The organism is Paraburkholderia terrae, assembly GCF_002902925.1.
GTDB lineage: Bacteria > Pseudomonadota > Gammaproteobacteria > Burkholderiales > Burkholderiaceae > Paraburkholderia > Paraburkholderia terrae.
Genome location: NZ_CP026112.1, coordinates 2,133,453 through 2,155,482, shown reverse-complemented (window position 1 = coordinate 2,155,482; position 22,030 = coordinate 2,133,453). Strand labels below are relative to the sequence as shown.

17 protein-coding genes are annotated in these 22,030 nt (G+C 60.5%); 12 read left to right on the top strand and 5 right to left on the bottom strand.

Features of this window, described 5'->3' with window-relative positions:
- Positions 1–2: 2 nt before the first annotated feature.
- The gene (locus C2L65_RS25920) at positions 3–1,160 is read left to right on the top strand and encodes a CaiB/BaiF CoA transferase family protein (RefSeq protein ID WP_081920851.1); all 1,158 of its coding nucleotides are present in this window, start codon (positions 3–5) and stop codon (positions 1,158–1,160) included.
- A gap of 201 nt (positions 1,161–1,361) precedes the next feature.
- Here the strand turns inward: C2L65_RS25920 and C2L65_RS25915 are convergent, their stop codons facing one another.
- The 3 genes from C2L65_RS25915 to C2L65_RS25905 form a co-directional block, all read right to left on the bottom strand.
- Entirely contained in the window at positions 1,362–2,351 is a 990-nt protein-coding gene (locus tag C2L65_RS25915) for a D-2-hydroxyacid dehydrogenase family protein (protein ID WP_042306450.1), read from the bottom strand.
- Between the two features lie 112 nt (positions 2,352–2,463).
- Entirely contained in the window at positions 2,464–3,825 is a 1,362-nt protein-coding gene (locus C2L65_RS25910; protein WP_042306449.1) for an MFS transporter, read from the bottom strand.
- 114 nt (positions 3,826–3,939) lie between these two features.
- The gene (locus C2L65_RS25905; protein WP_042306448.1) at positions 3,940–5,142 is read right to left on the bottom strand and encodes a CaiB/BaiF CoA transferase family protein; all 1,203 of its coding nucleotides are present in this window, start codon (positions 5,140–5,142) and stop codon (positions 3,940–3,942) included.
- Between the two features lie 574 nt (positions 5,143–5,716).
- Here C2L65_RS25905 and C2L65_RS25900 point away from each other — a divergent pair.
- A complete protein-coding gene (locus C2L65_RS25900; protein WP_233446542.1) occupies positions 5,717–6,817 on the top strand; it encodes a LacI family DNA-binding transcriptional regulator in 1,101 nt (366 codons plus the stop codon).
- A gap of 142 nt (positions 6,818–6,959) precedes the next feature.
- On the opposite strand, the gene C2L65_RS25895 is transcribed toward C2L65_RS25900, so the two are convergent.
- Positions 6,960–7,715 (bottom strand): IclR family transcriptional regulator, encoded by a 756-nt coding sequence (locus C2L65_RS25895; RefSeq protein ID WP_042306446.1) that lies wholly within the window; start codon positions 7,713–7,715, stop codon positions 6,960–6,962.
- A gap of 131 nt (positions 7,716–7,846) precedes the next feature.
- Here C2L65_RS25895 and C2L65_RS25890 point away from each other — a divergent pair, with 131 nt between their 5' ends.
- The 10 genes from C2L65_RS25890 (at position 7,847) to C2L65_RS25845 (ending at position 20,095) form a co-directional block, all read left to right on the top strand.
- Positions 7,847–9,040 (top strand): fumarylacetoacetate hydrolase family protein, encoded by a 1,194-nt coding sequence (locus tag C2L65_RS25890; RefSeq protein WP_081920849.1) that lies wholly within the window; start codon positions 7,847–7,849, stop codon positions 9,038–9,040.
- Positions 9,041–9,134: 94 nt separating this feature from the next.
- The gene (gene dapB, locus C2L65_RS25885) at positions 9,135–9,929 is read left to right on the top strand and encodes a 4-hydroxy-tetrahydrodipicolinate reductase (protein ID WP_042306444.1); all 795 of its coding nucleotides are present in this window, start codon (positions 9,135–9,137) and stop codon (positions 9,927–9,929) included.
- A 399-nt stretch (positions 9,930–10,328) separates the two neighbouring features.
- The gene (gene deoC / locus C2L65_RS25880; RefSeq protein ID WP_042306443.1) at positions 10,329–11,339 is read left to right on the top strand and encodes a deoxyribose-phosphate aldolase; all 1,011 of its coding nucleotides are present in this window, start codon (positions 10,329–10,331) and stop codon (positions 11,337–11,339) included.
- Between the two features lie 13 nt (positions 11,340–11,352).
- Positions 11,353–13,752: an aldehyde dehydrogenase family protein gene (locus C2L65_RS25875; RefSeq protein WP_042306544.1), complete on the top strand. Its 2,400-nt coding sequence runs from the start codon at positions 11,353–11,355 to the stop codon at positions 13,750–13,752.
- A gap of 69 nt (positions 13,753–13,821) precedes the next feature.
- Positions 13,822–14,286 carry an RbsD/FucU family protein gene (locus tag C2L65_RS25870; protein WP_042306442.1) on the top strand — a complete coding sequence of 155 codons (465 nt, stop codon included), beginning with the start codon at positions 13,822–13,824 and terminating at the stop codon, positions 14,284–14,286.
- 5 nt (positions 14,287–14,291) lie between these two features.
- Positions 14,292–15,251, top strand: coding sequence for a ribokinase (rbsK, locus tag C2L65_RS25865; RefSeq protein ID WP_042306543.1), 960 nt, complete (start codon positions 14,292–14,294; stop codon positions 15,249–15,251).
- Positions 15,252–15,301: 50 nt separating this feature from the next.
- Positions 15,302–16,321: an ABC transporter permease gene (locus C2L65_RS25860; RefSeq protein ID WP_042306441.1), complete on the top strand. Its 1,020-nt coding sequence runs from the start codon at positions 15,302–15,304 to the stop codon at positions 16,319–16,321.
- 109 nt (positions 16,322–16,430) lie between these two features.
- Positions 16,431–17,435: a substrate-binding domain-containing protein gene (locus C2L65_RS25855; protein WP_007585635.1), complete on the top strand. Its 1,005-nt coding sequence runs from the start codon at positions 16,431–16,433 to the stop codon at positions 17,433–17,435.
- Between the two features lie 79 nt (positions 17,436–17,514).
- A complete protein-coding gene (locus C2L65_RS25850; RefSeq protein WP_042306440.1) occupies positions 17,515–19,047 on the top strand; it encodes a sugar ABC transporter ATP-binding protein in 1,533 nt (510 codons plus the stop codon).
- A 1-nt stretch (position 19,048) separates the two neighbouring features.
- On the top strand, positions 19,049–20,095 hold the full coding sequence (locus C2L65_RS25845) for an ABC transporter permease (RefSeq protein ID WP_042306439.1): 1,047 nt from the start codon (positions 19,049–19,051) through the stop codon (positions 20,093–20,095).
- Between the two features lie 1,017 nt (positions 20,096–21,112).
- Here the strand turns inward: C2L65_RS25845 and C2L65_RS25840 are convergent.
- A complete protein-coding gene (locus C2L65_RS25840; protein WP_042306438.1) occupies positions 21,113–21,841 on the bottom strand; it encodes a DeoR/GlpR family DNA-binding transcription regulator in 729 nt (242 codons plus the stop codon).
- Between the last annotated feature and the right edge of the window lie 189 nt (positions 21,842–22,030).

Here is a 22,030-nt window from a genome sequence, read left to right as displayed (position 1 = left end):
GTATGGAAATGACGAAGCAGCTTCCACTCGATGGCGTTTGCGTTATCGAGATTGGACACAGTCTCGCTGCACCTTATGCCGGCATGGTATTGCGGGCACTTGGCGCGGAAGTCATCAAGATTGAAAGTGCGGAAGGCGGGGACTATGCGAGAGACTGGGGTCCCCCTTTCATCGATGGTGCTGCGGCACTTTTTCACGCGGTGAACCACGGAAAATCGAGCATCGCAATGTCGCTGTCGGACCTCCGGCAGGCGGACCTGTTGCGGGACCTCATCGCGCGCCGCGCAGATGTTGTGTTGCAGAACCTGAAAGCAGGCGGTACCGAGAAGTACGGGCTTGGCGGCGAGCAGATGTTGAAAGCCAAGCCGTCGCTGGTGTACTGCAATCTCGGCGCCTTCGGGACGGTCGGGCCGCTGCGCGACAAGCCTGGATATGACCCGCTCGCCCAGGCGTTCAGCGGCCTGATGAGTTTCATGGGTCAACCCGATGAGGCATTGAGCCGGATTCCCATCTCGGTGAACGACATGGGCACGGGTCTGTGGGCAGCGATTGGCGTGCTATCCGCGCTGTTCCGAAGGCAAAGCACGGGTGTCGGTGAAGTCGTTTCGGTGTCGCTTTACGAAACCGCGCTCTCGTGGGGCGGTATGCAGATTGCCGACTACCTTGCGTGTGGAGCGCTTCCGGGGCGGTGGGGTTCCGGCACGGCAGCCATCGTGCCGCACCAGGCGTTTGAGTGCGCCGATTCGACCATCATGGTGGCAGCAGGTAACGACCGGCTCTTTCGTCGGCTCTGCGAGGTTCTGTCAGTCAACGAGTTGGCGGACGACAGCCGCTTTGCTACCAATGAAGCGCGAGTCAGCAATCGTGTGGAGCTGATTGCGATTCTGCAGCACGAGTTCGACAAGAACACGGCTGCACATTGGCTTGAGCGCCTCGACAAGGTGGGGATTCCCTGCGGACCGATTCAGACTGTCGACCAGGTCGTCGTCCATGAGCAGACGAAAGCGTTGGATATCCTGCAGAAGACTGAGGACGGCGCGGCGACGTTTGTGGGGCTTCCCATATCGTTTGGCGGAAAGCGGCCTGCCGATACCGGGTCCACACCGAAGCTCGGTGAGCATAACCATCTGCTCACTGACGCACTTCAAGAAACCTCCTGAGTTCGCATGGCGGCTGGTTGTCCTGTCTGGCGGATTGCGCTTCGCCGACCATGAGTGCAACGCCGCATCCCGGAAAAAACATCGGGTCGGGCACGATATGCCGGATAGGCAACGGGAATCGATACGTGCGCGACTACAACAAAGTTCCATCCGGGCGACGACCTCGTCGCCGCCCGGATCATTCGAACGCCGAGCGCGCGACTACGAAGTAATGGTCTGGTAACTGATTTCGCGTCTCGCTGCAGTCAACGTACGAATCGGCTCGCCCTTAATCCAGGCGCGAATGTTTTCAACGGATTCGCCATAGTAGAACTCATACGAACCCTCGGTGACATAGCCGAGGTGTGCCGTCGCAATGACGTTATCCATCGTCCGGAACGGGTGGGTGACCGGAAGCGGTTCGACATCAAACACGTCCAGCGCGGCGCCAGCAATCTGTTTGCGCGATAAAGCCGCAATCAATGCGTCCTCGTCCACGATCGGTCCACGTGCTGTGTTCACAAGTAACGCATGTGGCTGCATCAGGGAGAGTTCGCGAGCGCCGATCAGACCTCTCGTACGTTCGGACAGTCGAACGTGGATTGACAGGATGTCACTGGACGCAAGCAATTCGTCTTTTGATACGTACTGAGCGCCATGCATGGCAGCGGATTCTGCTGTCATGTTCTGGCTCCAGGCGATTGCCTTCATACCAAAGGCCTGTGCGACGCGTGCTGTCACGCTGCCGGAGTAGCCTAAACCAAGCAGACCGATGGTCTTGCCGCTCAGGTCTCTGCCGACGGAGACTTGCCATCCACCATTTCTGAACGAACTGACCTCGGCGGGGATATGACGTGCGGCCGCGAGAATGAGTGCCCATGTGTGTTCAGCCGCTGCCGTCAGCGACGATGCCGTCCCGCAGACGGTGATACCCAGTTCGTCCGCGGCTTCGATGTCAATGGCGGCGTTCCATGGGCCCGTGCTTGCAAGCATTTTGAGGTTCTTGAGCCTCGACAGTACGCTCCTCGGGAACCAGGTTCGTTCCCGCATCACGCACAGGACGTCGTACGGTTGGAGCCGTTCGACCAGGGCATCCTCATTGTCGATATGGTCAGTGAAGATGGTGATGTCGGCATGCTTGCGCAGGCTGTCCCAGTTTCCGAACTTCATCGAGGTGTTCTGGAAGTCGTCGAGGATGGCGATTTTGTGCATGAGTTTCTTTACTGTTGATGCCGGATGGGCGTGTCGACCGCACACCCGGCGGGTCGTTCAAGGAAGAAGTTGGCTGCTGCTGATTACCGTTTCGATGGGACCTCGCTGGCGTTCACGCTGGTTGGGTCGCTTTCGGCTTGAACCCTACGAACATGACGATGATTCCGAGAAAGAGGACGGCGGTCATCACGTAAAGGCCACTATTGAGCGACCCGGTCATTGTCTTCAGCCATCCGATGATGAAAGGGCTGCAGAATCCACTAAGCAGACCGATGCAGTTCACGAACGCAATGCTTCCAGCTGCAGCAGGCGAGCCGTGGAGATAGCCGGAAGCCATTGACCAGATCAGCACGTTTATCGAGAAGATGCCGACACACGCGACGGTCAGCAAAGCGATTGTCACCGCAGCTGAGCTCATCGACTGCGACACAAGAAGAAGCGCTATCGCACCGATGACGCCGGCAATGGTCGCATGCCAGCGCCGCTCGAGCGTGCGGTCCGAGTTTCGGCTAATTACGACCATCCCTATGGCGCCAATACCGTACGGAATGGCCGACAGCCATCCAAGTTGCGAGAGGTTCGTTATGCCCGAACTCTTCATGACGGTAGGAAGCCAGAACGTGACCGAATAGGTTCCGCAAACGAAGGCGAAGTCGATGAACGCAAGCATGTAGACCTTGGGGTCCGCGAGCGCTTGCGCGAGCGTTCCGTGGCCGTTCTGGTTGTTCTTGCGTTTGCGTTCCGTTTCGGCTCGAAACCCTTCCCGCAGGGTGTTCTTTTCTGCGTCAGTCAGCCATTTCGCTTTGTCGATGTTGTCATCCAGGATGAACAGCGTAAGGATGCCAAGCGCGACGGCAGGCAGCGCCTCCACGATGTAGAGCCACTGCCACCCCGCCATGTTGGCAACGTTTGCAAGCGCTGTCATCGCCCATCCGGAGATGGGGCCGCCGACCAGGCCAGCAACGGGAAAGCCGACCATGAAGCATGAAATGATGACGCCGCGCCTGTTCTCAGGGAACCAGGAGCTGAGATAGAAAATCACGCCGGGAAAGAAGCCAGCCTCGAATACGCCGAGCAGTAACCGGACGAGGTAGAACTCGGTCACGTTGGAGACAAACGCCGTCAAGGTCCCGACGATCCCCCAGCAAATCATGATTCGAGCGATGGTCTTCTTCGCTCCCATGCGCTTCAGAAGCAGGGCGCTTGGCACCTCGAGCAGACAGTACGAGAGGAAAAAGATCCCTGCGCCCAGGCCGTACACAGCATCGCTGAAACCAAGGGCGTCCTGCATCTGCAACTTCGCAAACCCGACGTTGATGCGGTCGAGAAAGGCGACGACATAGCAAACGAAGAGTAGCGGCACGATGCGAAGCGCGACGCGCAGGTAAAGCCTGCGCTCCTCCGCGCTCACGGCCGCGACGGTCGGCGGTTCGTCCGATGATGTCGGAGTCGGTTCAAGAAAGGTCTGGCTCAATTGCTGTCTCCTGATTGTCCCGATTCGTCTGGCAATTGAGGCCAACGTCCGAGAACGCTTAGTGGAAGTGTGGGTGAAACTTGGAATGAATTCTCGACGGATACAATTCGCGTCTTAATCGCACTCCTGTCGCAAAAGATCGTCTTCGCGGTCGCGCGCTGGCGGTTTTGTCAGCAAGTGGTTGTGTTCACCAAGGCCGGGTGTATTGCCGGGCAAGGGCGGGCGTTGGCCGTCGAAGGAGACGGGCAGCGCGACGGTCCTCGTTCGTCCATCGGGTGTCTCGCGAAGGATATCGAGTGACACTGTCTGTTCGTCCGTGACCACGCGGTCGACCGTCTGCAAGGGGCCGCAAGGAATCGATTCCGCTTCAAGATTCGCAAGCCAATCGCTAGCGGTCTTCTGCTTGAACCTGACTTCGAGAAGTGCAATCAGGGCCTTTCGGTTCAAGACGCGGTCACCATTGGTCGCAAACCGTGGGTCGTCGGCCAGTGACGGCAGATCCATTACATTGCAGAGGCGGCGATAGAGCGTGTCGTTACCTGCGGCGACAAGGATTTCGCCATCTGAGCAGTCGAATACCTGATAGGGCACGATGTTCGGGCTACCGGACCCTATGCGGGCGGGTTCGGGCCCGCCGGCAAGGCAATCCGAAAGGGGCACCGTCATCCAGGCCAGCGCGGTCTCGTAGAGCGACACGTCGATGACCTGGCCGCGCTCACGGTCGCCACGGTCTTTGCCCCGCAGCGCGGCGAGGACGCCAATGACGGCCCACATGCCTGTGCCCATGTCATTGATCGAGACGGGAACGCGGCTGGGCGCGTCGTCGGCATGCCCCACGATGCTCATCATCCCGCTGTAGGCCTGTACCAACGGGTCGTATCCGGGCTTGCTTCGCAAAGGACCTGTGGCGCCAAAGGCTCCGAGGTTGCAATAGACGAGCGACGGACATAGTTCCGTCAGGTCCTTTGCCCCGAGGCCGTAACGGTCGAGATTGCCGGGCTTCAGGTTCTGCAGGACCACGTCGGCATTGGCGACGATGAACTCTCGAATGAGTTGGGTGCAGGCCGGGTCGCTGAAATCGGCGCTGATGCTTTCCTTGCCGTGGTTCATTGCATGAAAGAGCGCGGAGGCCCCGTCGATGAAGGGCGGCCCCCATCCGCGGGCGTAGTCCCCCTGGGCTGCGTTCTCGATCTTCACGACGCGGGCGCCGAGGTGCGCGAAGATGATGCCCGCGTACGGTGCCGCAAGGCTGTGTCCAATCTCCACGACGCAAATGCCATCCAGCGGGAGCGGTCGCGTCATTTGTCCCTCAGCCATGGCACATCCCCTTGCCAGGATTGGCTGTGCTCCGCAATTCGTCCGTTCGCACGGTGTGCGGGCATGTTCCTCCAGTAGCGCTTCTGAGGCAGGTCACGGTATCTCGCAGATGTATTTGATGAAACGTTTCCAAAAGTTAACGTATGACTAGAAGCTATCTCGTCTACGTTGTTTGGTTTGAGATGAAACGTTTCCAATAATAGATCGAAGGGCGTCTTTGTCAAGGCGGTCGTTCCCTGGCGATGTACCGTCGCTTTTTGGTGATGCTCCGCAGAGGACCCTGCACCAGCGGAAGCAGGTCTCGAAGGGGAACCCGTTCACCCGGCTTGACAAAGTGGGCAGGGCAGGGAAAATTGGGAACGTTTCCACCGCGTCATTGAATGGAAGGCAGCGTGCGACATCCTCGTCGCCCAGTAAGGAGGCGAGGCTGGATCTGAACGCGGGGCCGGCTGTGCGGGGCGTCGGCTCTCCCGGGTGTTCCGTTTTCGCAGTCGAAGCTCTTGCAAGAGCTGGGCTTACCGAGGGCGGTACGCAGTAGTTTTGCTTACGGCCTGATGCAGGCTTTGCCTACAGAATGAGTATCGAATCCAAAGGCAATATGACACGCCGAACTTCGGCCGCAGCTGACGTCGCATCACCTGACGATGAACGCAAGCCGTCAATCCGGGACGTCGCGCAACTGGCGGACGTCAGTCTGGGCACGGTGTCGCGGGTAATCAACGCGCATCCCAACGTGCGCGAGGACACACGCAAGCGCGTGAAGGCTGCCATCGTCGAACTGGGTTATGTGCCGAATATGGTGGCCCAGAGCATGCGCAGCAACAGGTCGATGACGTTCGCATGCGTCATGCGCGACTTCACCGTCCCTGTGCTCAGCTTGTTCGTCGACTCGATGCAAAAGGAGATTGAAGGTTTCGGCTTCTTGCTGATGGTCGCGTCGAGCTACCACGACCTCAAGCGTGAACGAGAGCTGCTGCTCGGCTTCCAGCAGCGACGGATTGACGGGCTGGTCATCGCCACGTCGTCGGAGAAGGACCCAGCGCTTCTGACGATGCTGCGGGAAGCACAATTTCCAATCGTGTTGCTGGACCGTGAGTTGCCTGCCGAGCTTGATTCCGTCTCCGTGAATCACGCCGCAGGTGTTCGGCAAGCGGTGCTTCACCTCGCCGACCTGGGGCATCGCCGCATTGCAATCATTTCGGGTGAACCGGGAGTGCATCCGACGCAAAGCCGGTTGAAGGGTTTCGGCGATGCATTCAAAGAGCGTGGCCTGACGCTGGAGCCGGAACTGATCCGGCACGCGACGTTTGCCAGAGACGCCGGCTATACCGAGACGAGGCATTTGCTGGAGCTCGACAAACCACCTACGGCTATCGTTGCCGGCGGAACATCATTGCTTCCTGGCGTAATGCAGGCAACGCGGGAACGTGGACTCGTGATACCGCAAGACCTTTCGGTTGTCGCCGGAGCGGACAGTGACGTGGCGCTTCTCGCGACGCCTGCGTTCACTGTGGTTCGATGGAACCATGACCAACTGGGGAAGGCGGCGGGGAGATTCCTGATGGAGCGTTTGGATAACCCGAAACTGCCCCGCAGGAGATTGACGGTTGACGCTGAACTGGTGATGCGAGGTTCGTGCGCGTCACCGCGTCGGACGGTGGCCCTGAGGGGTTGACGCTATCACTGGTGGACTCTGCCCCGGTCCAATCCCAGATAACTAGCCAGGCATTCGCCAGCGCCTTTCCAGTGAGCCTGGTCGACATCGATCTCGCAAGAATTCGCGCAGTACTGCTCTATCGGCATGCGGTTGAAGCGAGTCAGCTATTTCCCAGGCGAGCGCCGATTTGCAAAGCCATCTTCGCTATAGCAAGGCGAATCCGCTTCTCTCGCTTCTGGTCGATGCGACCGATGGGGATGCTCGTACTGACGGCAAGTCTTTTCCCATAGGCCGTCTGCCCGACATAGGCAGCAAAACAGGCCAGTCCAGCGGCAGACTCCTCGAACTCGCTCGCCTGGCCATTTTCCCGGACAACTGCGAGCTCACGTAGCAGGACAGCGCGTCGCGTGACTGTCTTTGGCGTCACTGCAGTGAGCTTTTCCGGCAGCAGTTCAATCAACTCTGCCTCAGAGAGCGTTGCAAGCAGCGCTTTTCCCAACGCTGAGCAATGGGCCGGCAGCCGGGAGCCAAGGTCCGATACGAGTCGCACCGGTCGTCGCGAATCTTCTCGGGCGATGTAGACAACGTCGGTTCCGTCGAGCGTCGCCAACTGAACCACTTCGTCATGTGCGGCCACGAAGGAAGCTGCCAACGCACGGAACACAGACTGATAGCCGTCGTGCCGCACATACGCGTTCCCTAACTCGAAAAGCTTTACGCCGATAAGGTAGCCGTCGCCGTGTTTTTCAATCCAATGCTGTCGCTGCAGTGAGTCCAGCAGCAGATAGAGCGTACTGCGCGACAGGCCGGTTGCCTCGCGCAACGCCGACACGCGCACGGGCTCCCGCGCCCCAGATAGAACGTCGAGGATGTCTTGTGCTCGCTTCAGAGCCGGTACCTCGTAGACCTTTTCCATAGCAACCAGATTCGCGGGAAACTTGAAAATGAATTGTCCAACCAGTTGGACATATTTTCAACATAATGGACACCCCCTCGCCGCAACAATAGGATTTGCGCTTCCCTCTCCTTGATAGGCGATAAGCGTAAATGGCTATTTCCTCGGCACATTCACACCTTCCTGCAGATTCAGAGCGAGCGGTACTCATTGGTCGCGTATGGCGACCAGCGCCGCACAACGGCCCGTCAGTCGTAGTCGTTCGAAACGATGAGGTCTTCGACATCACAGAAGCCGTTGTCACGACGGCAGACCTGTTCGACCGCGCGGACGCACTGGAGATTGCTCGCAACGCGCCGGGTGAGTCACTCGGCGGCGTGGACGCACTGATAGCCAGGAGTCTCGACCCCAATGCGACCGGACTCAGGTTGCTCGCGCCTTGCGATGTTCAAGCCATCAAGGCCTGCGGCGTGACGTTTGCGGTTAGCTTGCTAGAGCGCGTGATTGAGGAGCAGGCGGGCGGAGATGCAAGCAAAGCATTGGAAATCCGGGAGACGATTAACACACTGATTGGTGCAGACCTCTCCAGGATTAAACCGGGCTCGGAAAGCGCGCAGAAATTGAAGGCTGAAATGGAGCGGCGGGGCGCCTGGTCGCAGTACATGGAGGTCGGCATCGGCCCGGACGCAGAGGTGTTTTCGAAGTCGCAGCCAATGTCGGCAGTGGGGCTTGGCGCGAATATCGGCCTCTACAAAACGTCAGTCTGGAATAACCCGGAACCGGAGATCGTGCTTGCAGTGAACAGCGCCGGCCGTATCGTGGGTGCGACGCTCGGAAACGACGTCAATCTGAGAGATATCGAGGGTCGCAGTGCATTGCTGCTCGGGAAGGCGAAGGACAACAACGCTTCGTGCTCCATTGGCCCGTTCGTTCGCCTCTTTGACGAGCATTTCACGCTTGATTCCGTCCGGAAGGAAAGTGTGTCGCTGAAGATTGACGGCATCGACGACGGTTTCGTGCTCGAAGGCGTCAGTCATATGAGCGAGATTAGCCGCGACCCGGTCGATCTGGTGAACCAGACCTATGGTCCGCACCATCAATATCCCGATGGCTTCATGCTTTTCCTCGGCACGATGTTTTCGCCAATCAAGGATCGGGACGCGGAAGGTGCGGGGTTCACCCATCACCTTGGTGACGTCGTGACTATCTCGGCGCCCTCGCTGGGTGCGTTGGTCAACATCGTGCGGCGCTCCGACGAAATCACGCCCTGGACGTTCGGCGTACGTGCCCTGTACGGCAATCTGGCGGCGCGTGGTCTGCTGAACGGAAAAGTATCGGGGGTTTGACCGATCGTGCGTGCAGACTGCCCGACGTCGCCGCTTCGCCGGTGTCGTCCATACGCGTGACCGACCTGCCTGATGGAGCTTCACGGAGAAACAGATGAGAATTGCGGTAGCGGGTGCAACCGGCCGAATGGGCCGGATGTTGATTGATGCGGTGTTGGCAGCGGATGATACGACACTCGTCGGCGCATTGAGCAAGGACGGTGGCTCCGCTTTGGGTCAGGACGCGGGCGCGTTTATCGGTAAGACGACGGGAGTTGCAATCACAGCCGATATCGACACCGTACTTTCGTCATCTGATGTCCTGCTCGATTTCACCCGGCCGTCAGGCACGCTCGCTTATCTCGAGGCAGCGAAGCGGCACGGGGTGAAAATGGTTATCGGAACAACGGGCTTCGACGCCGAGCAATTGCGGTTGATAGAAGAGACAGCCAGGAGCACCGCGATTGTGTTCGCGTCCAGTACGAGTGTCAGTCTCAATGTGACGCTTCAGCTTATCGAATTGGCCGCAAAGAACTTCTCCAAAGGCTATGACATTGAAGTTGTCGAAGCGCACCATCGACACAAGGTGGACGCGCCGTCGGGGACCGCGCTGACGATTGGCGAGACCATCGCCGATGCGCTTGGCCGCAATCTGGCCGATTGTGCAGTGTTCGCGCGTGAGGGGATGACTGGCGCACGGGACCCTTCGACGATTGGGTTCTCCTCAATTCGCGGTGGCGACATCGTTGGAGAGCACACGGTCCTGTTCATCGGGGAAGGGGAGCGAATCGAAATCACCCACAAGACGCTCAACAGATTGCCCTATGTCAATGGCGCGTTGCGAGCCGCGCGCTTCCTGATGAAGCAGGAAAGCGGCCTGTTTGATATGCAGGACGTGTTGCGGCGATGACCGTTCTCAGACGCCGATAGGCCACTTGTGGCCGGAGCCGGCAAGGTTCAGCTATTTCGCGTTCCAGACGGCATCGTGCCGTGGTCTCCGTGAACAAATCCGTAGTGAAAACAGAGTTTTGATGGGCGCAGTACGGATTTGTTTGCGAAGAACCGTTGTGACATCGCGCATACCCCCAGACACTTCCGATCACACCCTGGTGAAAACACCAATGTCCGCTGTCGGCTAGGCCCAAAGCCTTGCCGGACAAGCCTTCCGCCCATACGCACAAGGTCAGCCGCGTCCGTGATCGCTGGAAACGATCGTAACGAAGCTTGTTAGAATCCTCTCAAGCGATGTACGATACATGCAAATAAACCATCAGCCGTTGCGGTGCATTGCACAAACTTGCGGATGTCTATGCCTGAAGCTCCTACCCAGTCCTCGTCGGTTGTCGCGCTGCGGCGCGCGGCCCACATCCATCCCGCCCGTAATCCGGGTGTGCCTTTCGATCTCGCGTGGCTCGACGGGTTGCGCGTCAACCAGTCGGCCGTAGAACGCCGCACGGCGACGCTCGGCACGCGCCGCACCGTCAAGAAGGATGCGCAGGCCGCATGGCTGTTGAAAGCCGTGACCTGCATCGACCTCACGACGCTCAACGGTGACGACACGGAAGGCCGCGTGCGGCGTCTGTGCGCGAAGGCCAGACAGCCGGTGCGCGCCGACATTCTCGCCGCGCTCGGCGTGCCGCCACACACCATTACGACGGGCGCCGTGTGCGTGTATCACCGCTACGTCGCGGCCGCCGTCGATGCACTCGCCGGCAGCGGCATTCCCGTTGCGGCCGTATCGACAGGCTTCCCCGCCGGTCTGATTCCGCATCCGCTGAAGCTGAAGGAAATCGAGGCATCGGTGGCCGACGGTGCGCAGGAAATCGACATCGTCGTCACGCGCGAATATGTGCTGACAGGCAACTGGCAGGCCCTCTATGACGAAGTGCGCGAGTTCCGCGCCGCGTGCGGCGAAGCGCATCTGAAAGCGATTCTCGCGACGGGCGATATCCAGACGCTGTCGAACGTTGCGCGCGCATCGATGATCTGCATGATGGCGGGCGCCGATTTCATCAAGACGTCGACGGGCAAGGAGGGCGTCAATGCGACGCTCGACGTGTCGCTCGTGATGGCGCGCATGATCCGCGAATACCACGCGCGCACGGGCATCCTGATCGGCTTCAAGCCGGCGGGCGGCGTGTCGAATGCGAAGACGGCGCTGCTGTATCAGATCCTGATGAAAGAAGAACTGGGCCGCGCGTGGCTCGAGCCCGAACTGTTCCGCTTCGGCGCATCCAGTCTTCTCGCCGATATCGAACGCCAGCTCGAGCATTACGCGACTGGCCGTTATTCCGCCTTCAACCGTCACCCTGTTGCCTGAGCAGATCGATCCCATGAGCGTAGCCGAGTATTTTTCATCGATGGAGTACGGTCCCGCACCCGAGGACGATCAGCCCGCGCGTGCGTGGCTCGCGCAGCATGACGCGACGTTCGGTCATTTCGTCGACGGTGGATGGCGTGCGCCCGCAGCGGGCGAACGTTTCGCATCACACGAACCCGCGACGGGCGAACTGCTCGCACATATCGCGCAAGGCGATGCAGCCGACGTCGATGCTGCCGTCGCCGCCGCGCGCGCCGCGCAGCCGGGTTGGCTCGCGCTGGGCGGCGCGGGACGGGCGCGGCATCTGTATGCGCTGTCGCGGATGGTGCAGCGGCACAGCCGCCTCTTTGCCGTGCTCGAAGCGCTCGACAACGGCAAGCCGATCCGCGAAACGCGCGACATCGATATACCCCTTGTAGCAAGGCACTTTCTGCATCACGCGGGCTGGGCGCAACTGCAGGACAGCGAGTTCAAGGACTTCGCGCCGCTCGGCGTGATCGGCCAGATCGTGCCGTGGAATTTCCCACTGCTGATGCTCGCGTGGAAGATCGCGCCTGCCATTGCGACGGGCAATTGCGTCGTGCTGAAGCCCGCTGAATACACGCCGCTCACCGCATTGCTGTTCGCCGAGCTCGCACAGCGCGCGGGCTTGCCGAAGGGCGTACTGAATGTCGTCACAGGCGACGGACGCACGGGCGCCGCGCTCGTTGAACATGCTGGCGTCGACAAGATCGCATTCACGGGCTCGACGGAAGTGGGTCGCGTGATCCGCGCGGCGACGGCGGGCACGGGCAAGTCGTTGACGCTGGAGTTGGGCGGCAAGTCGCCGTTCATCGTGTTCGACGATGCTGACCTCGACGGCGCGGTGGAAGGCGTAGTCGACGCGATCTGGTTCAACCAGGGTCAGGTGTGCTGCGCCGGCTCGCGTCTGCTCGTGCAGGAAGGCGTCGCTGAGCGCTTCATCGACAAGCTCAAGCGCCGCATGGCGACGCTGCGCGTCGGGCCGTCGCTCGACAAGAGCATCGATATCGGCGCGATCGTCGACAAGGTGCAGCTGGAGCGCATCGACTCGCTCGTCGAAGCGGGCCGCCTGGAAGGCTGCGAGATCTATCAGTCGACGCAAACGACGGTGCCCACGGGTGGCTGCTTCTATCCGCCGACGCTCGTCACGGGCGTCGCGCCCGCCTCGACGTTGGCGCAGGAAGAAATCTTCGGCCCCGTGCTCGTGACGATGACATTCCGCACGCCCGATGAAGCCGTCGCGCTCGCAAACAACACGCGCTATGGACTCGCCGCGAGCATCTGGAGCGAGACGATTGGCCGGGCACTCGATATCGCGCCGCGCCTCGCGTGCGGCGTCGTGTGGGTCAATGCGACGAATCTGTTCGACGCGGCGGTCGGCTTTGGCGGCTATCGCGAGTCGGGCTATGGACGCGAAGGCGGCCGCGAAGGCATCTACGAATACGTGAAGCCGAAGGCATGGCTCGCGCTCGGCGAGCGTCGCCCGGTGCATCGCGTGACGGACGTGTCGGCGCAAGCGCATGAGGCTCAGCCAACTGCCGATGTGCTGGCGATCGACCGCACCGCGAAGCTGTTCATTGGCGGCAAGCAGGCGCGGCCGGATAGCGGCTACACGCTGCCCGTGTATGGCGCCGATGGCGCGCTCGTCGGCGAAGTGGGCGAGGGCAATCGCAAGGACATCCGCAATGCCGTCGCGGCGGCGCGTGGCGCGCAGAAGTGGTCGCAGGCTACCGCGCACAACCGCGCGCAGGTGCTCTATTACCTCGCTGAAAATCTCGCGGTGCGCGCGCATGAATTCGTGCATCAACTGGTTCGACGCACGGGTGTCAGCGAGACGCAAGCACGCCGCGAAGTGGACGCATCGGTGACACGGCTCTTCACGTATGCCGCGTGGGCCGACAAGTTCGACGGCGCGGTGCATGCGCCGCCGCTGCGCGGCGTCGCACTCGCGATGAACGAGCCGCTCGGCGTGATCGGCATTGCGTGTCCGGACGAAGCGCCGCTGCTGTCTTTCATTTCGCTGATCGCGCCCGCGCTTGCGATGGGCAATCGAGTCGTTGCCTTGCCGAGTTCGACGAGTCCGCTTACAGTGACCGACTTCTATCAGATTGTGGAGACGTCGGACGTGCCCGCGGGCGTGCTCAACATCGTGACGGGCGAACGTGGCGCGCTGTTGCCGGCGCTCGCGAAGCATGACGATGTCGATGCGCTGTGGTGCTTCGGCTCCGCGAAAGATTCGGCGCTTGCCGAACGCGAGTCGATTGGCAACCTGAAGCGCACGTTCGTCGATCATGGCCGCGTGTTCGACTGGTTTGACACATCGAGCGAAGGCCCGGCGTTTCTGCGCCATGCAACACAAGTCAAGAACATCTGGATACCGTATGGCGACTGATCGCTGTCTGATCGCCTGACAGGGCATGACAGAACGCTAGCGCGCCAACCGAATAACGGAGGAGACAACGTGCTGAAGAATCTGGACCCGCTGTTGAACGCCGATGTGCTGCACGCGCTGCGCGCGATGGGCCACGGCGACGAAGTGGTGATTTGCGACGCGAACTTTCCGGGCGACTCGGTCGCGCGGGAGTCCGTGACGAGAAAACTGCTGCGGCTCGATGGCGTCGATGCGCCGCGCGCGATTCGCGCGCTGCTGTCGGTGCTGCCGCTCGATACCTTCGTCGACGATCCTGCCTCGCGCATGGAAGTGGTCGGCGAGCCCAATACCATTCCCGCCGTGCAGCGCGAAGCGCAAGCCGAAGTGAACGAGGCCGAAGGGCGCGATGTGCCGTTCGTCGGCATCGAGCGCTTTGCGTTCTATGCGCGCGCGAAGAAAGCCTACTGCGTGATCGCCACGGGCGAAACGCGCGGCTACGGCTGCTTCATCTTCAAGAAGGGCGTGCTGCTCGCGCCCGACGCACCGAAGGAATGACGACAATGGCCACGCAACAGAAAGAAGGCCGCGTAGTCATTCTCGGCATCTTCGTGACGGACCTCACATTTCGCGCGGACCGCATGCCGCTGATCGGCGAAACGATCGCGGGCAATGCGTTCAAGATGGGCCCCGGCGGCAAGGGCTCGAACCAGGCCGTCGCGGCGGCGCGCGCGGGCGCAGATGTCGTGTTCTGCACGCGCATCGGCAACGATGCGTTCGGCCAGATCGCTCGAGCCACCTGGGACGCCGAAGGCATCACGGCGCGCGCATCGGTGATCGACGGCGCATCGACGGGCGCAGCGCACATTTTCGTCGACGACATCACCGGCAAGAACGCGATCATCGTCGTCTCCGGCGCGGCAGCGACGATGAATGCGGGCGACGTCGACGCGATCGAAGCGGATATCGCTTCGGCGCGCGTGTTCGTCACGCAACTCGAACAGCCGGTCGGCGCTGCGAAGCGCGGCCTCGAAGTCGCGCGCAAGCATGGAGTGACGACCGTGTTCAATCCCGCGCCCGCGTTGCCGCTCGACGACAGCATTTTCCCGCTGTGCGACTACATCACGCCGAACGAAACGGAGACGACCGCGCTGACGGGCATCGAAGTCAGCAATGTCGACGATGCGCGCCGCGCCGCTGACGTGCTGCTGAAAAAAGGCGTGCGCAACGTGATCGTGACGCTCGGCGAAGCGGGCGCGTTGCTGCATTCGGCGGAGCAATCGGTGTTCGTGCCCGCGTTCCAATGTGGTCGCGTGGTTGAAACGGCAGGCGCGGGCGATGGCTTCACAGGCGGCTTCGCGGCGGCGCTCGCGCGCGGCGCGGATGCCGTCGAAGCGACGCGCTTCGGCTGCGCGCTGGCGGGCATTTCGGTGACGCGGCCCGGCACTGCGCCTTCGATGCCGACGCTCGCCGAAGTCAACGAAGTGCTGGCCCAGGCCGGTCATCCGCTTTCAACGCATTGAGCGCGTGCGCCACTTGATGCGGCGCGCGGCATGAAGGAGTTCGTTTCGACATGAAGTCCTCGCTTTCCGCCGGCCTGTTTCGCGACCGGCAACTGAACTTTCTGCTAGCGGTGAACGTGCTCGTCGTGCTCGCCGCGACGTGGATTTCGCACGGCCAGTTCGTTTCGCTCGACAACCTTCAGTCGATGGGCGGGCAGTTGCCCGAGCTTGGGCTGCTCGCGCTCGGCATCATGCTGTCGATGGTGTCGGGCAACGGCGGCATCGACCTGTCGGGCGTCGGGCTCGCGAACCTGTCGGGCATGGTCGCGGCGCTGATCGTGCCGAAGTTCATCAGCGGCGACGATTCGCCGATGCTCTATACGAGCGTGTTCTGCGCGATCGTCGTGTGCATGGGCGCAATTGGCGGGCTGGTGAATGGCGTCGTGATCGCGCGCTTGCGCCTCACGCCGATTCTCTGCACGCTCGGCACGCAGCTGCTGTTCACGGGTTGTGCCGTCGTGTTGAGCAATGGCGCGTCGGTTCACGTCGATTATGTCGAGCCGCTGTCGGATATCGGTAATGGCACTTGGTTCCAGGTGCCCGTTTCGTTCGTGATCTTCATTGCGGCTGTCGTCGTGCTCGGCTGGCTGCTGCGGCGCAGCCCGTTCGGTTTGCGCCTGTATCTGATGGGCACGAACCCGAAAGCCGCGTTCTACGCGGGCATTCCGCGCGTGCGGATGCTGGTTCTTACATACATGATGTGCGGCATTCTCGCGTCGCTCGCGGGGCTGATCAGCGTCACGCACACGTCGAGCGCGAAGTGGGACTACGGCAATTCGTATCTGCTGATCGCGATCCTGATTGCCGTGATGGGCGGCGTGAATCCTGCGGGCGGTTACGGCCGCATCGTCTGTGTGTTCTTCGCGGCGACGGTGCTGCAGTTCCTGTCGAGCTTCTTCAATCTGCTCGGCGTGTCGCAGTTCTTTGGCGATTGCGCGTGGGGTTTCCTGCTGCTGGCATCGCTCGCATTTGCGGGCGGCGAGCGCGTGCGCGCGATCTTCGGTTTCGCGCAGCCGAATCAGAGGCGTTAGCGCTGCAGCGATAGTTTCAGCGGACATCGGGGCCCTGGATTTCCGCGTGCATATGAAGGGGCGACACTCACTCAATGACTAAATCACTAAAGGCAACGGAGACAAACGCATGAAACTGACCCGACTGAGCGCCGCCCTCGCAACCGGCGCACTCGCGCTCGGCGTGATCGCCGCCGCGCAAGCCGCGACCAATGAAACGATCGTCACGGTCGTCAAGGTAACGGGCATCAACTGGTTCAACCGGATGGACGAAGGCGTCAAGGAGTTCGCGAAGGACAACCCCGGCGTGCAGGCGTATCAGACGGGCCCGGGCCGCGCCGACGCCGCGCAGCAGCTGAAGATCATCGAAGACCTGATCGCGAAGAAAGTGACGGCCATCGCCGTCGTTCCGTACGATCCGCCGACGCTCGAACCCGCACTGAAGAAGGCAATGGATCGCGGCATCAAGGTCGTCACGCATGAAGCGGACAACGCGAAGAACACGATGGTCGACATCGAGGCCTTCGACAACTCCGCGTACGGCGCGGGCCTGAACGAGCGCCTCGCATCGTGCATGCATCAGGACGGCAAGTGGGCCGTGCTGGTCGGCTCGCTCGGCAGCCGCTCGCAGGTGCAATGGGCCGACGGCGGCATCAACAACGCGAAGGCCAAGTACCCGAAGTTGAATCTCGTCGAGCCGAAGCTCGAAACGAACAACGACGGCGAGAAAGCGTATGAAGTCGCGAAGGAAGTGCTGCGCAAGCATCCCGACCTGAAGGGCTTCCAGGGTTCGTCGTCGCTGGACGTGATCGGTATTGGCCGCGCGGTTGAAGAAGCGGGTATGCAAGGCAAGATCTGCGTGTACGGCACGGGTCTGCCGACGGAAGCGGGCAAGTTCCTCGAAAGCGGCGCGGTGAACGGCATCGCGTTCTGGGACCCGAAGCAGGCCGGTCTCGCGATGAACAAGGTTGCGCAGATGCTGGTCGAAGGCAAGACCGTGCAGAACGGCGCTGATCTCGGCATTCCCGGCTATACGAAGGTGACGGTCGAGAAGGGTCCGGGCAAGGGCATCATCGTGCGCGGCCAGGGCTGGGTGAACGTCGACAAGACGAACTACAAGCAATACAACTTCTGATCGTGGCATCACCGCGTGCGGGCTTTCGCGAGCGAGCGCCCGCACGCTTCGACATTCATCTGGAGCACGGCTTTTCAGCATGAATCAAAACGTTTCCTCCACGCCGTTCCTGCAGGTGGTCGGCGTACACAAGCGGTTCACGGGCGTGCATGCATTGCGCGGCGTGAGCCTGTCTTTCGAGCGCGGGCAGATCTATCACCTGCTCGGCGAAAACGGCTGCGGCAAGAGCACGCTGATCAAGATCATCTCCGGCGCGCAGCCGCCCGATGAAGGCGAGTTGATCATCGAAGGCGTTTCGCACGCGCGGCTCTCGGCGCTCGAATCGCTCGCGGCCGGTATCGAGACGGTCTATCAGGACCTGTCGCTGCTGCCGAACATGAGCGTCGCCGAAAACGTCGCGCTGACGTCGGAGCTTGCGGAGCACAACGGGCGCCTCACGCGCACGTTCGACCGCAAGGCGCTTGCACGCACCGCGGCGAAAGCACTCGAAGCCGTGGGCCTGCCAGGCGATGCCGAATTCCAGTCGACGCTGATCGAACAGTTGCCGCTCGCGACGCGGCAACTCGTGGCGATTGCGCGAGCGATTGCGAGCGAAGCGAAGTTCGTCATCATGGACGAGCCGACTACGTCGCTCACGCAAAAAGAAGTGGACAACCTGATCGCCGTACTCGCCAATCTGCGCGCGCAGGGCGTGACCGTGCTGTTCGTGAGCCATAAGCTCGACGAGTGCTATGCGATCGGCGGCGAAGTGATCGTATTGCGTGACGGCCAGAAGATGGCGCAAGGCCCGATTGCCGATTACACGAAAACGCAGATCAGCGAGCTGATGACAGGGCGTCATCTGTCGAGCGAGCGGTATCGCGAAGGCGAAGTCGGCAAGGAAGTCGTGCTCGACGTGAAGGGCTACACGCGCGGCGCGCAGTTCCGCGATGTGTCGTTCGCGCTGCATCGCGGAGAAATTCTCGGCGTGACGGGACTGCTCGATTCGGGCCGCAACGAACTGGCGCGCGCGCTGGCGGGCGTCGCGCCGGCTGAGAGCGGCACGGTCACGCTCGAGGGCAGGCACGTTGTGTTGCGCACACCGTCGGACGCGAAGGATCATCGGATCGGTTATGTGCCCGAAGACCGCCTGAACGAAGGGCTTTTTCTCGACAAACCGATTCGCGACAACGTGATCACGGCGATGATTTCGAGCTTGCGCGACCGTTTTGGACAGATCGACCGTGCTCGTGCGCAGCAGCTTGCCGAGCAGACGGTGAAGGACTTGCAGATTGCGACGCCTGGCGTCGACAAGCCGGTGCAGTCGCTGTCGGGTGGCAACCAGCAGCGCGTGCTGATTGGCCGCTGGCTTGCGATCGATCCGCATGTGCTGATCCTGCATGGGCCGACTGTCGGTGTGGATGTGGGTTCGAAGGACATCATTTATCGGATCATGCAGAAGCTGTCGCAGCGTGGTATCGGCATCATTCTGATCAGCGATGACTTGCCCGAGCTGCTGCAGAACTGCGATCGCATTCTGATGATGAAGAAGGGCCGCGTGGCGAGCCAGTATCGCGCGGATCAGTTGAACGAAGCGGAGCTGTATCACGCTTTGCTGTCAGAGGCTGCATAAGATGTCGTCAATCATGGACCGGACCGTGACTACCCCCAACGTCGTCGAAATCGCGCCCGAGGTGAAGCCGCCCACGTGGCGCGCGAAGCTCTCGCGCAACCCGGAGTGGTTCACGGCGGCGCTGATCGTCGTGACGTGCGTGATCGTTGGCGCGATCAATCCGCGTTTCTTTCAGCTAGCGACGCTGTTCGATCTGCTGCATTCGGCGACGACGATGTCGCTGTTCGCGCTTGGGACGCTCGTGGTGCTCGCGTCGGGTGGTATTGACGTGTCGTTCACGGCGATTGGTGCGCTTACCATGTATGCGATTACCAAGGCTGTGTTTGCCTGGTGGCCGGATGCGCCGTTTGCGTTGATTCTTGTTGTTGGCGCGCTGGGCGGCATTGTGCTTGGGGTGATTAATGGCGTGCTCGTGCATCGACTGAAGGCGCCTTCGCTGATCGTGACGATTGGCACGCAGTATCTGTATCGCGGGATTTTGCTGACGTTTATCGGCACGACGTTCTTTATGAACATTCCGCACAGCATGGATCATTTTGGGCGTATTCCGCTGTTTTTTTATCACACGGCCGATGGGCTAAGGGCGGTGTTGCCGGTTTCTGTGTTGGCGCTTGTGATTGCTGCCGTTGTCACGTGGTGGCTGGTTAATCGCACGATGATGGGACGGGGTGTTTATGCCATGGGCGGCAGTCTGGCCATTGCCGAGCGGCTTGGTTATAACCTGCGGGCTATTCATCTTTTTGTGTTTGGTTATACGGGGATGCTCGCGGGGATTGCTGGCATTTTGCATGTGTCGAATAACCGGTTGGCGAATCCTTTTGATCTTGTCGGGACTGAACTCGATGTGATCGCTGCAGTGATTTTGGGCGGGGCCCGGATTACTGGTGGGACGGGGACTGTTGTCGGCACTCTTCTTGGGGTTGTGCTTGTTACGCTCATTAATAGCGTGCTTATTCTGGTTGGGGTGCCTAGTACCTGGCAGAAGGTTATTATCGGGGCCTTTATTTTGATTGCTGGGACGTTGTTTGCTTTGCAGCGGAAGGGTTGAGGTTTTTTGTCTGCGACGCTTTGATGTTGGGTGGGTTTGGCTTTTCGCTGGCATCCGCGATTTGTTAGCGTGCTTCAGGCGTCGCCCCTGTGCGGGGCGGCACCTACTTTTCTTTGCCGCCGCAAAGAAAAGTAGGCAAAAGAAAGCGGCTCACACCGCCAACACTTGACCTCTATCCACGGGCCCCCAACGTCCCCACGCTTCACGCGGCAGCCTTTCTGTTCGTGCTTGTTGCCAACGCTTCGAATGAACGCCTCACCCGCTTCGAATACCCGTACACGTGCTAGCGGCAGCGAATGGTATATGCCGCCCAGGTGGCAAACTGTGTGTAGGTTGTCGCGTCGTATGCGTAAGCGCTCTTACAAGGTGGGACGCGTGTGCTATTGGTCCGAAGTGAGGCGTGTGGAGCACAAGGGGCCGACACACAGTTTGCCACCTGGGCGGCGGAGGAATATCTGGCGTGGCATACGGTACTGCGGGAGCTTGAAGCGGGTGAGGTGCCAATTAAGAGCGCTGGCAACGAGCATGAGTCATGTGGTTGCTGTGTGAAGCGTAAGACCCTTTGGGGGCCCTCAGGCAAACACAAGAACTGGCGGTGTTAGCCGCTTTCTTTTGCCTACTTTTCTTTGCGGCGGCAAAGAAAAGTAGGTGCCGCCCCGCACAGGGGCGACGCGTGAAGCACGAAGGCATAACGCGGATGCAAGCGCAAACGGCAGAGCAACCAAACCGTCCGCCCCGCACAGGGGCGACGCTTGAAGCACGAAGGTATAACGCGGATGCCAGCGCAAACGGCAGAGCAACCAAACCGTCCGCCCCGCACAGGGGCGACGCTTGAAGCGCGAAGGCATAACGCGGATGCCAGCGCAAACGACAGAACAACCAAACCGTCCGCCCCGCATAGGGGCAACGCGTGAAGCACGCTAACAAAACGCGGATGCCAGCGCAAAGTTAAAAACACCGACCGGAGCAAGTCCACGACGCAGAGGCAAAAATACCCCAGCGTCGCAGACAAAAAACTCACTTCCGCTTCGCGGCAACCACCTGCCCCTTCTCAGTAATAACCGAAGCAAACTCCTCGACCTTCGAGAACCGAACCGCCTTAACAACACCAAACTTACTACTATCAACCACGAGATGACTCTCGACAGCCGCCGCCATCGCGGCCTGTTTCAGAGCGACTTCATGAAAGTTCCAGCACGTCACCCCGTGCGCATCATCAACACCACCAGCGGAAATAAACGCCTTGTTGATCCCCATGCGCCGAAGCACCTCGATGCTTTCTTCGCCCGAAAACGAATCCGACGACGGCACATAAACACCGCCCAGAAGAATCATCCGCACATTGGGCTTGCGCCGCAAAATCTCCGCAACGTTCAGCGAATAGCAGACAATCGTCACATGCAGATCGTTAGGAATCAGCCGCGCGAGCGTAGTAAGCGTCGTACCGCAGTCGATGAATAGCGTCTCGTTGTTCCCGATCAACTTCGCCGCCACAGCCGACGCCTCCGCCTTGGCCTGCGCGAAATGGTCCTTTTCCTGCTCCAGCGAATAGCCAGCCGTGTTCGGCACGTCAGTCGCGCTGACGATATACCCGCCCAGATACGTGAAATGCCCCGGGCTCGCAGCAATGTCCCGGCGTACCGTCATCTCCGATACGCCCAGCAGCGTCGCCGCGTCGCGCAGGCGCATCACGCTCTGTTTGGCCAGCGCATCGGCGAGCATGCGCAGACGTTCAGTTTTTAGCATGGGGATGGTCTCTTCAACGCGTTGTTGAGCCGAGATGGCGCGTTAGATTTTGTTCGATTTCCTGAGAAGATTATAACAAGCCTGTGCCCGACCGGCTGATGAATTTGCTTAATTTGCGGGCATTCCCCAACATCGCGTCCAGGTCGGCGTCGGTGTCCATATCGAGGCATGAAAACTCAGAACGCGCCA

What these genes read in the sequence shown, in the direction of transcription:
- rbsK (WP_042306543.1), top strand. Translation starts at nt 14,292, where the DNA reads ATGGCCACGCAACAGAAAGAAGGCCGCGTAGTCATTCTCGGCATCTTC.
- C2L65_RS25895 (WP_042306446.1), bottom strand. Translation starts at nt 7,715, where the DNA reads ATGGAAAAGGTCTACGAGGTACCGGCTCTGAAGCGAGCACAAGACATC.
- dapB (WP_042306444.1), top strand. Translation starts at nt 9,135, where the DNA reads ATGAGAATTGCGGTAGCGGGTGCAACCGGCCGAATGGGCCGGATGTTG.
- C2L65_RS25905 (WP_042306448.1), bottom strand. Translation starts at nt 5,142, where the DNA reads ATGGCTGAGGGACAAATGACGCGACCGCTCCCGCTGGATGGCATTTGC.
- C2L65_RS25850 (WP_042306440.1), top strand. Translation starts at nt 17,515, where the DNA reads ATGAATCAAAACGTTTCCTCCACGCCGTTCCTGCAGGTGGTCGGCGTA.
- C2L65_RS25875 (WP_042306544.1), top strand. Translation starts at nt 11,353, where the DNA reads ATGAGCGTAGCCGAGTATTTTTCATCGATGGAGTACGGTCCCGCACCC.
- C2L65_RS25920 (WP_081920851.1), top strand. Translation starts at nt 3, where the DNA reads ATGGAAATGACGAAGCAGCTTCCACTCGATGGCGTTTGCGTTATCGAG.
- C2L65_RS25860 (WP_042306441.1), top strand. Translation starts at nt 15,302, where the DNA reads ATGAAGTCCTCGCTTTCCGCCGGCCTGTTTCGCGACCGGCAACTGAAC.
- C2L65_RS25840 (WP_042306438.1), bottom strand. Translation starts at nt 21,841, where the DNA reads ATGCTAAAAACTGAACGTCTGCGCATGCTCGCCGATGCGCTGGCCAAA.
- C2L65_RS25915 (WP_042306450.1), bottom strand. Translation starts at nt 2,351, where the DNA reads ATGCACAAAATCGCCATCCTCGACGACTTCCAGAACACCTCGATGAAG.
- C2L65_RS25890 (WP_081920849.1), top strand. Translation starts at nt 7,847, where the DNA reads ATGGCTATTTCCTCGGCACATTCACACCTTCCTGCAGATTCAGAGCGA.
- deoC (WP_042306443.1), top strand. Translation starts at nt 10,329, where the DNA reads ATGCCTGAAGCTCCTACCCAGTCCTCGTCGGTTGTCGCGCTGCGGCGC.
- C2L65_RS25845 (WP_042306439.1), top strand. Translation starts at nt 19,049, where the DNA reads ATGTCGTCAATCATGGACCGGACCGTGACTACCCCCAACGTCGTCGAA.
- C2L65_RS25900 (WP_233446542.1), top strand. Translation starts at nt 5,717, where the DNA reads ATGAGTATCGAATCCAAAGGCAATATGACACGCCGAACTTCGGCCGCA.
- C2L65_RS25855 (WP_007585635.1), top strand. Translation starts at nt 16,431, where the DNA reads ATGAAACTGACCCGACTGAGCGCCGCCCTCGCAACCGGCGCACTCGCG.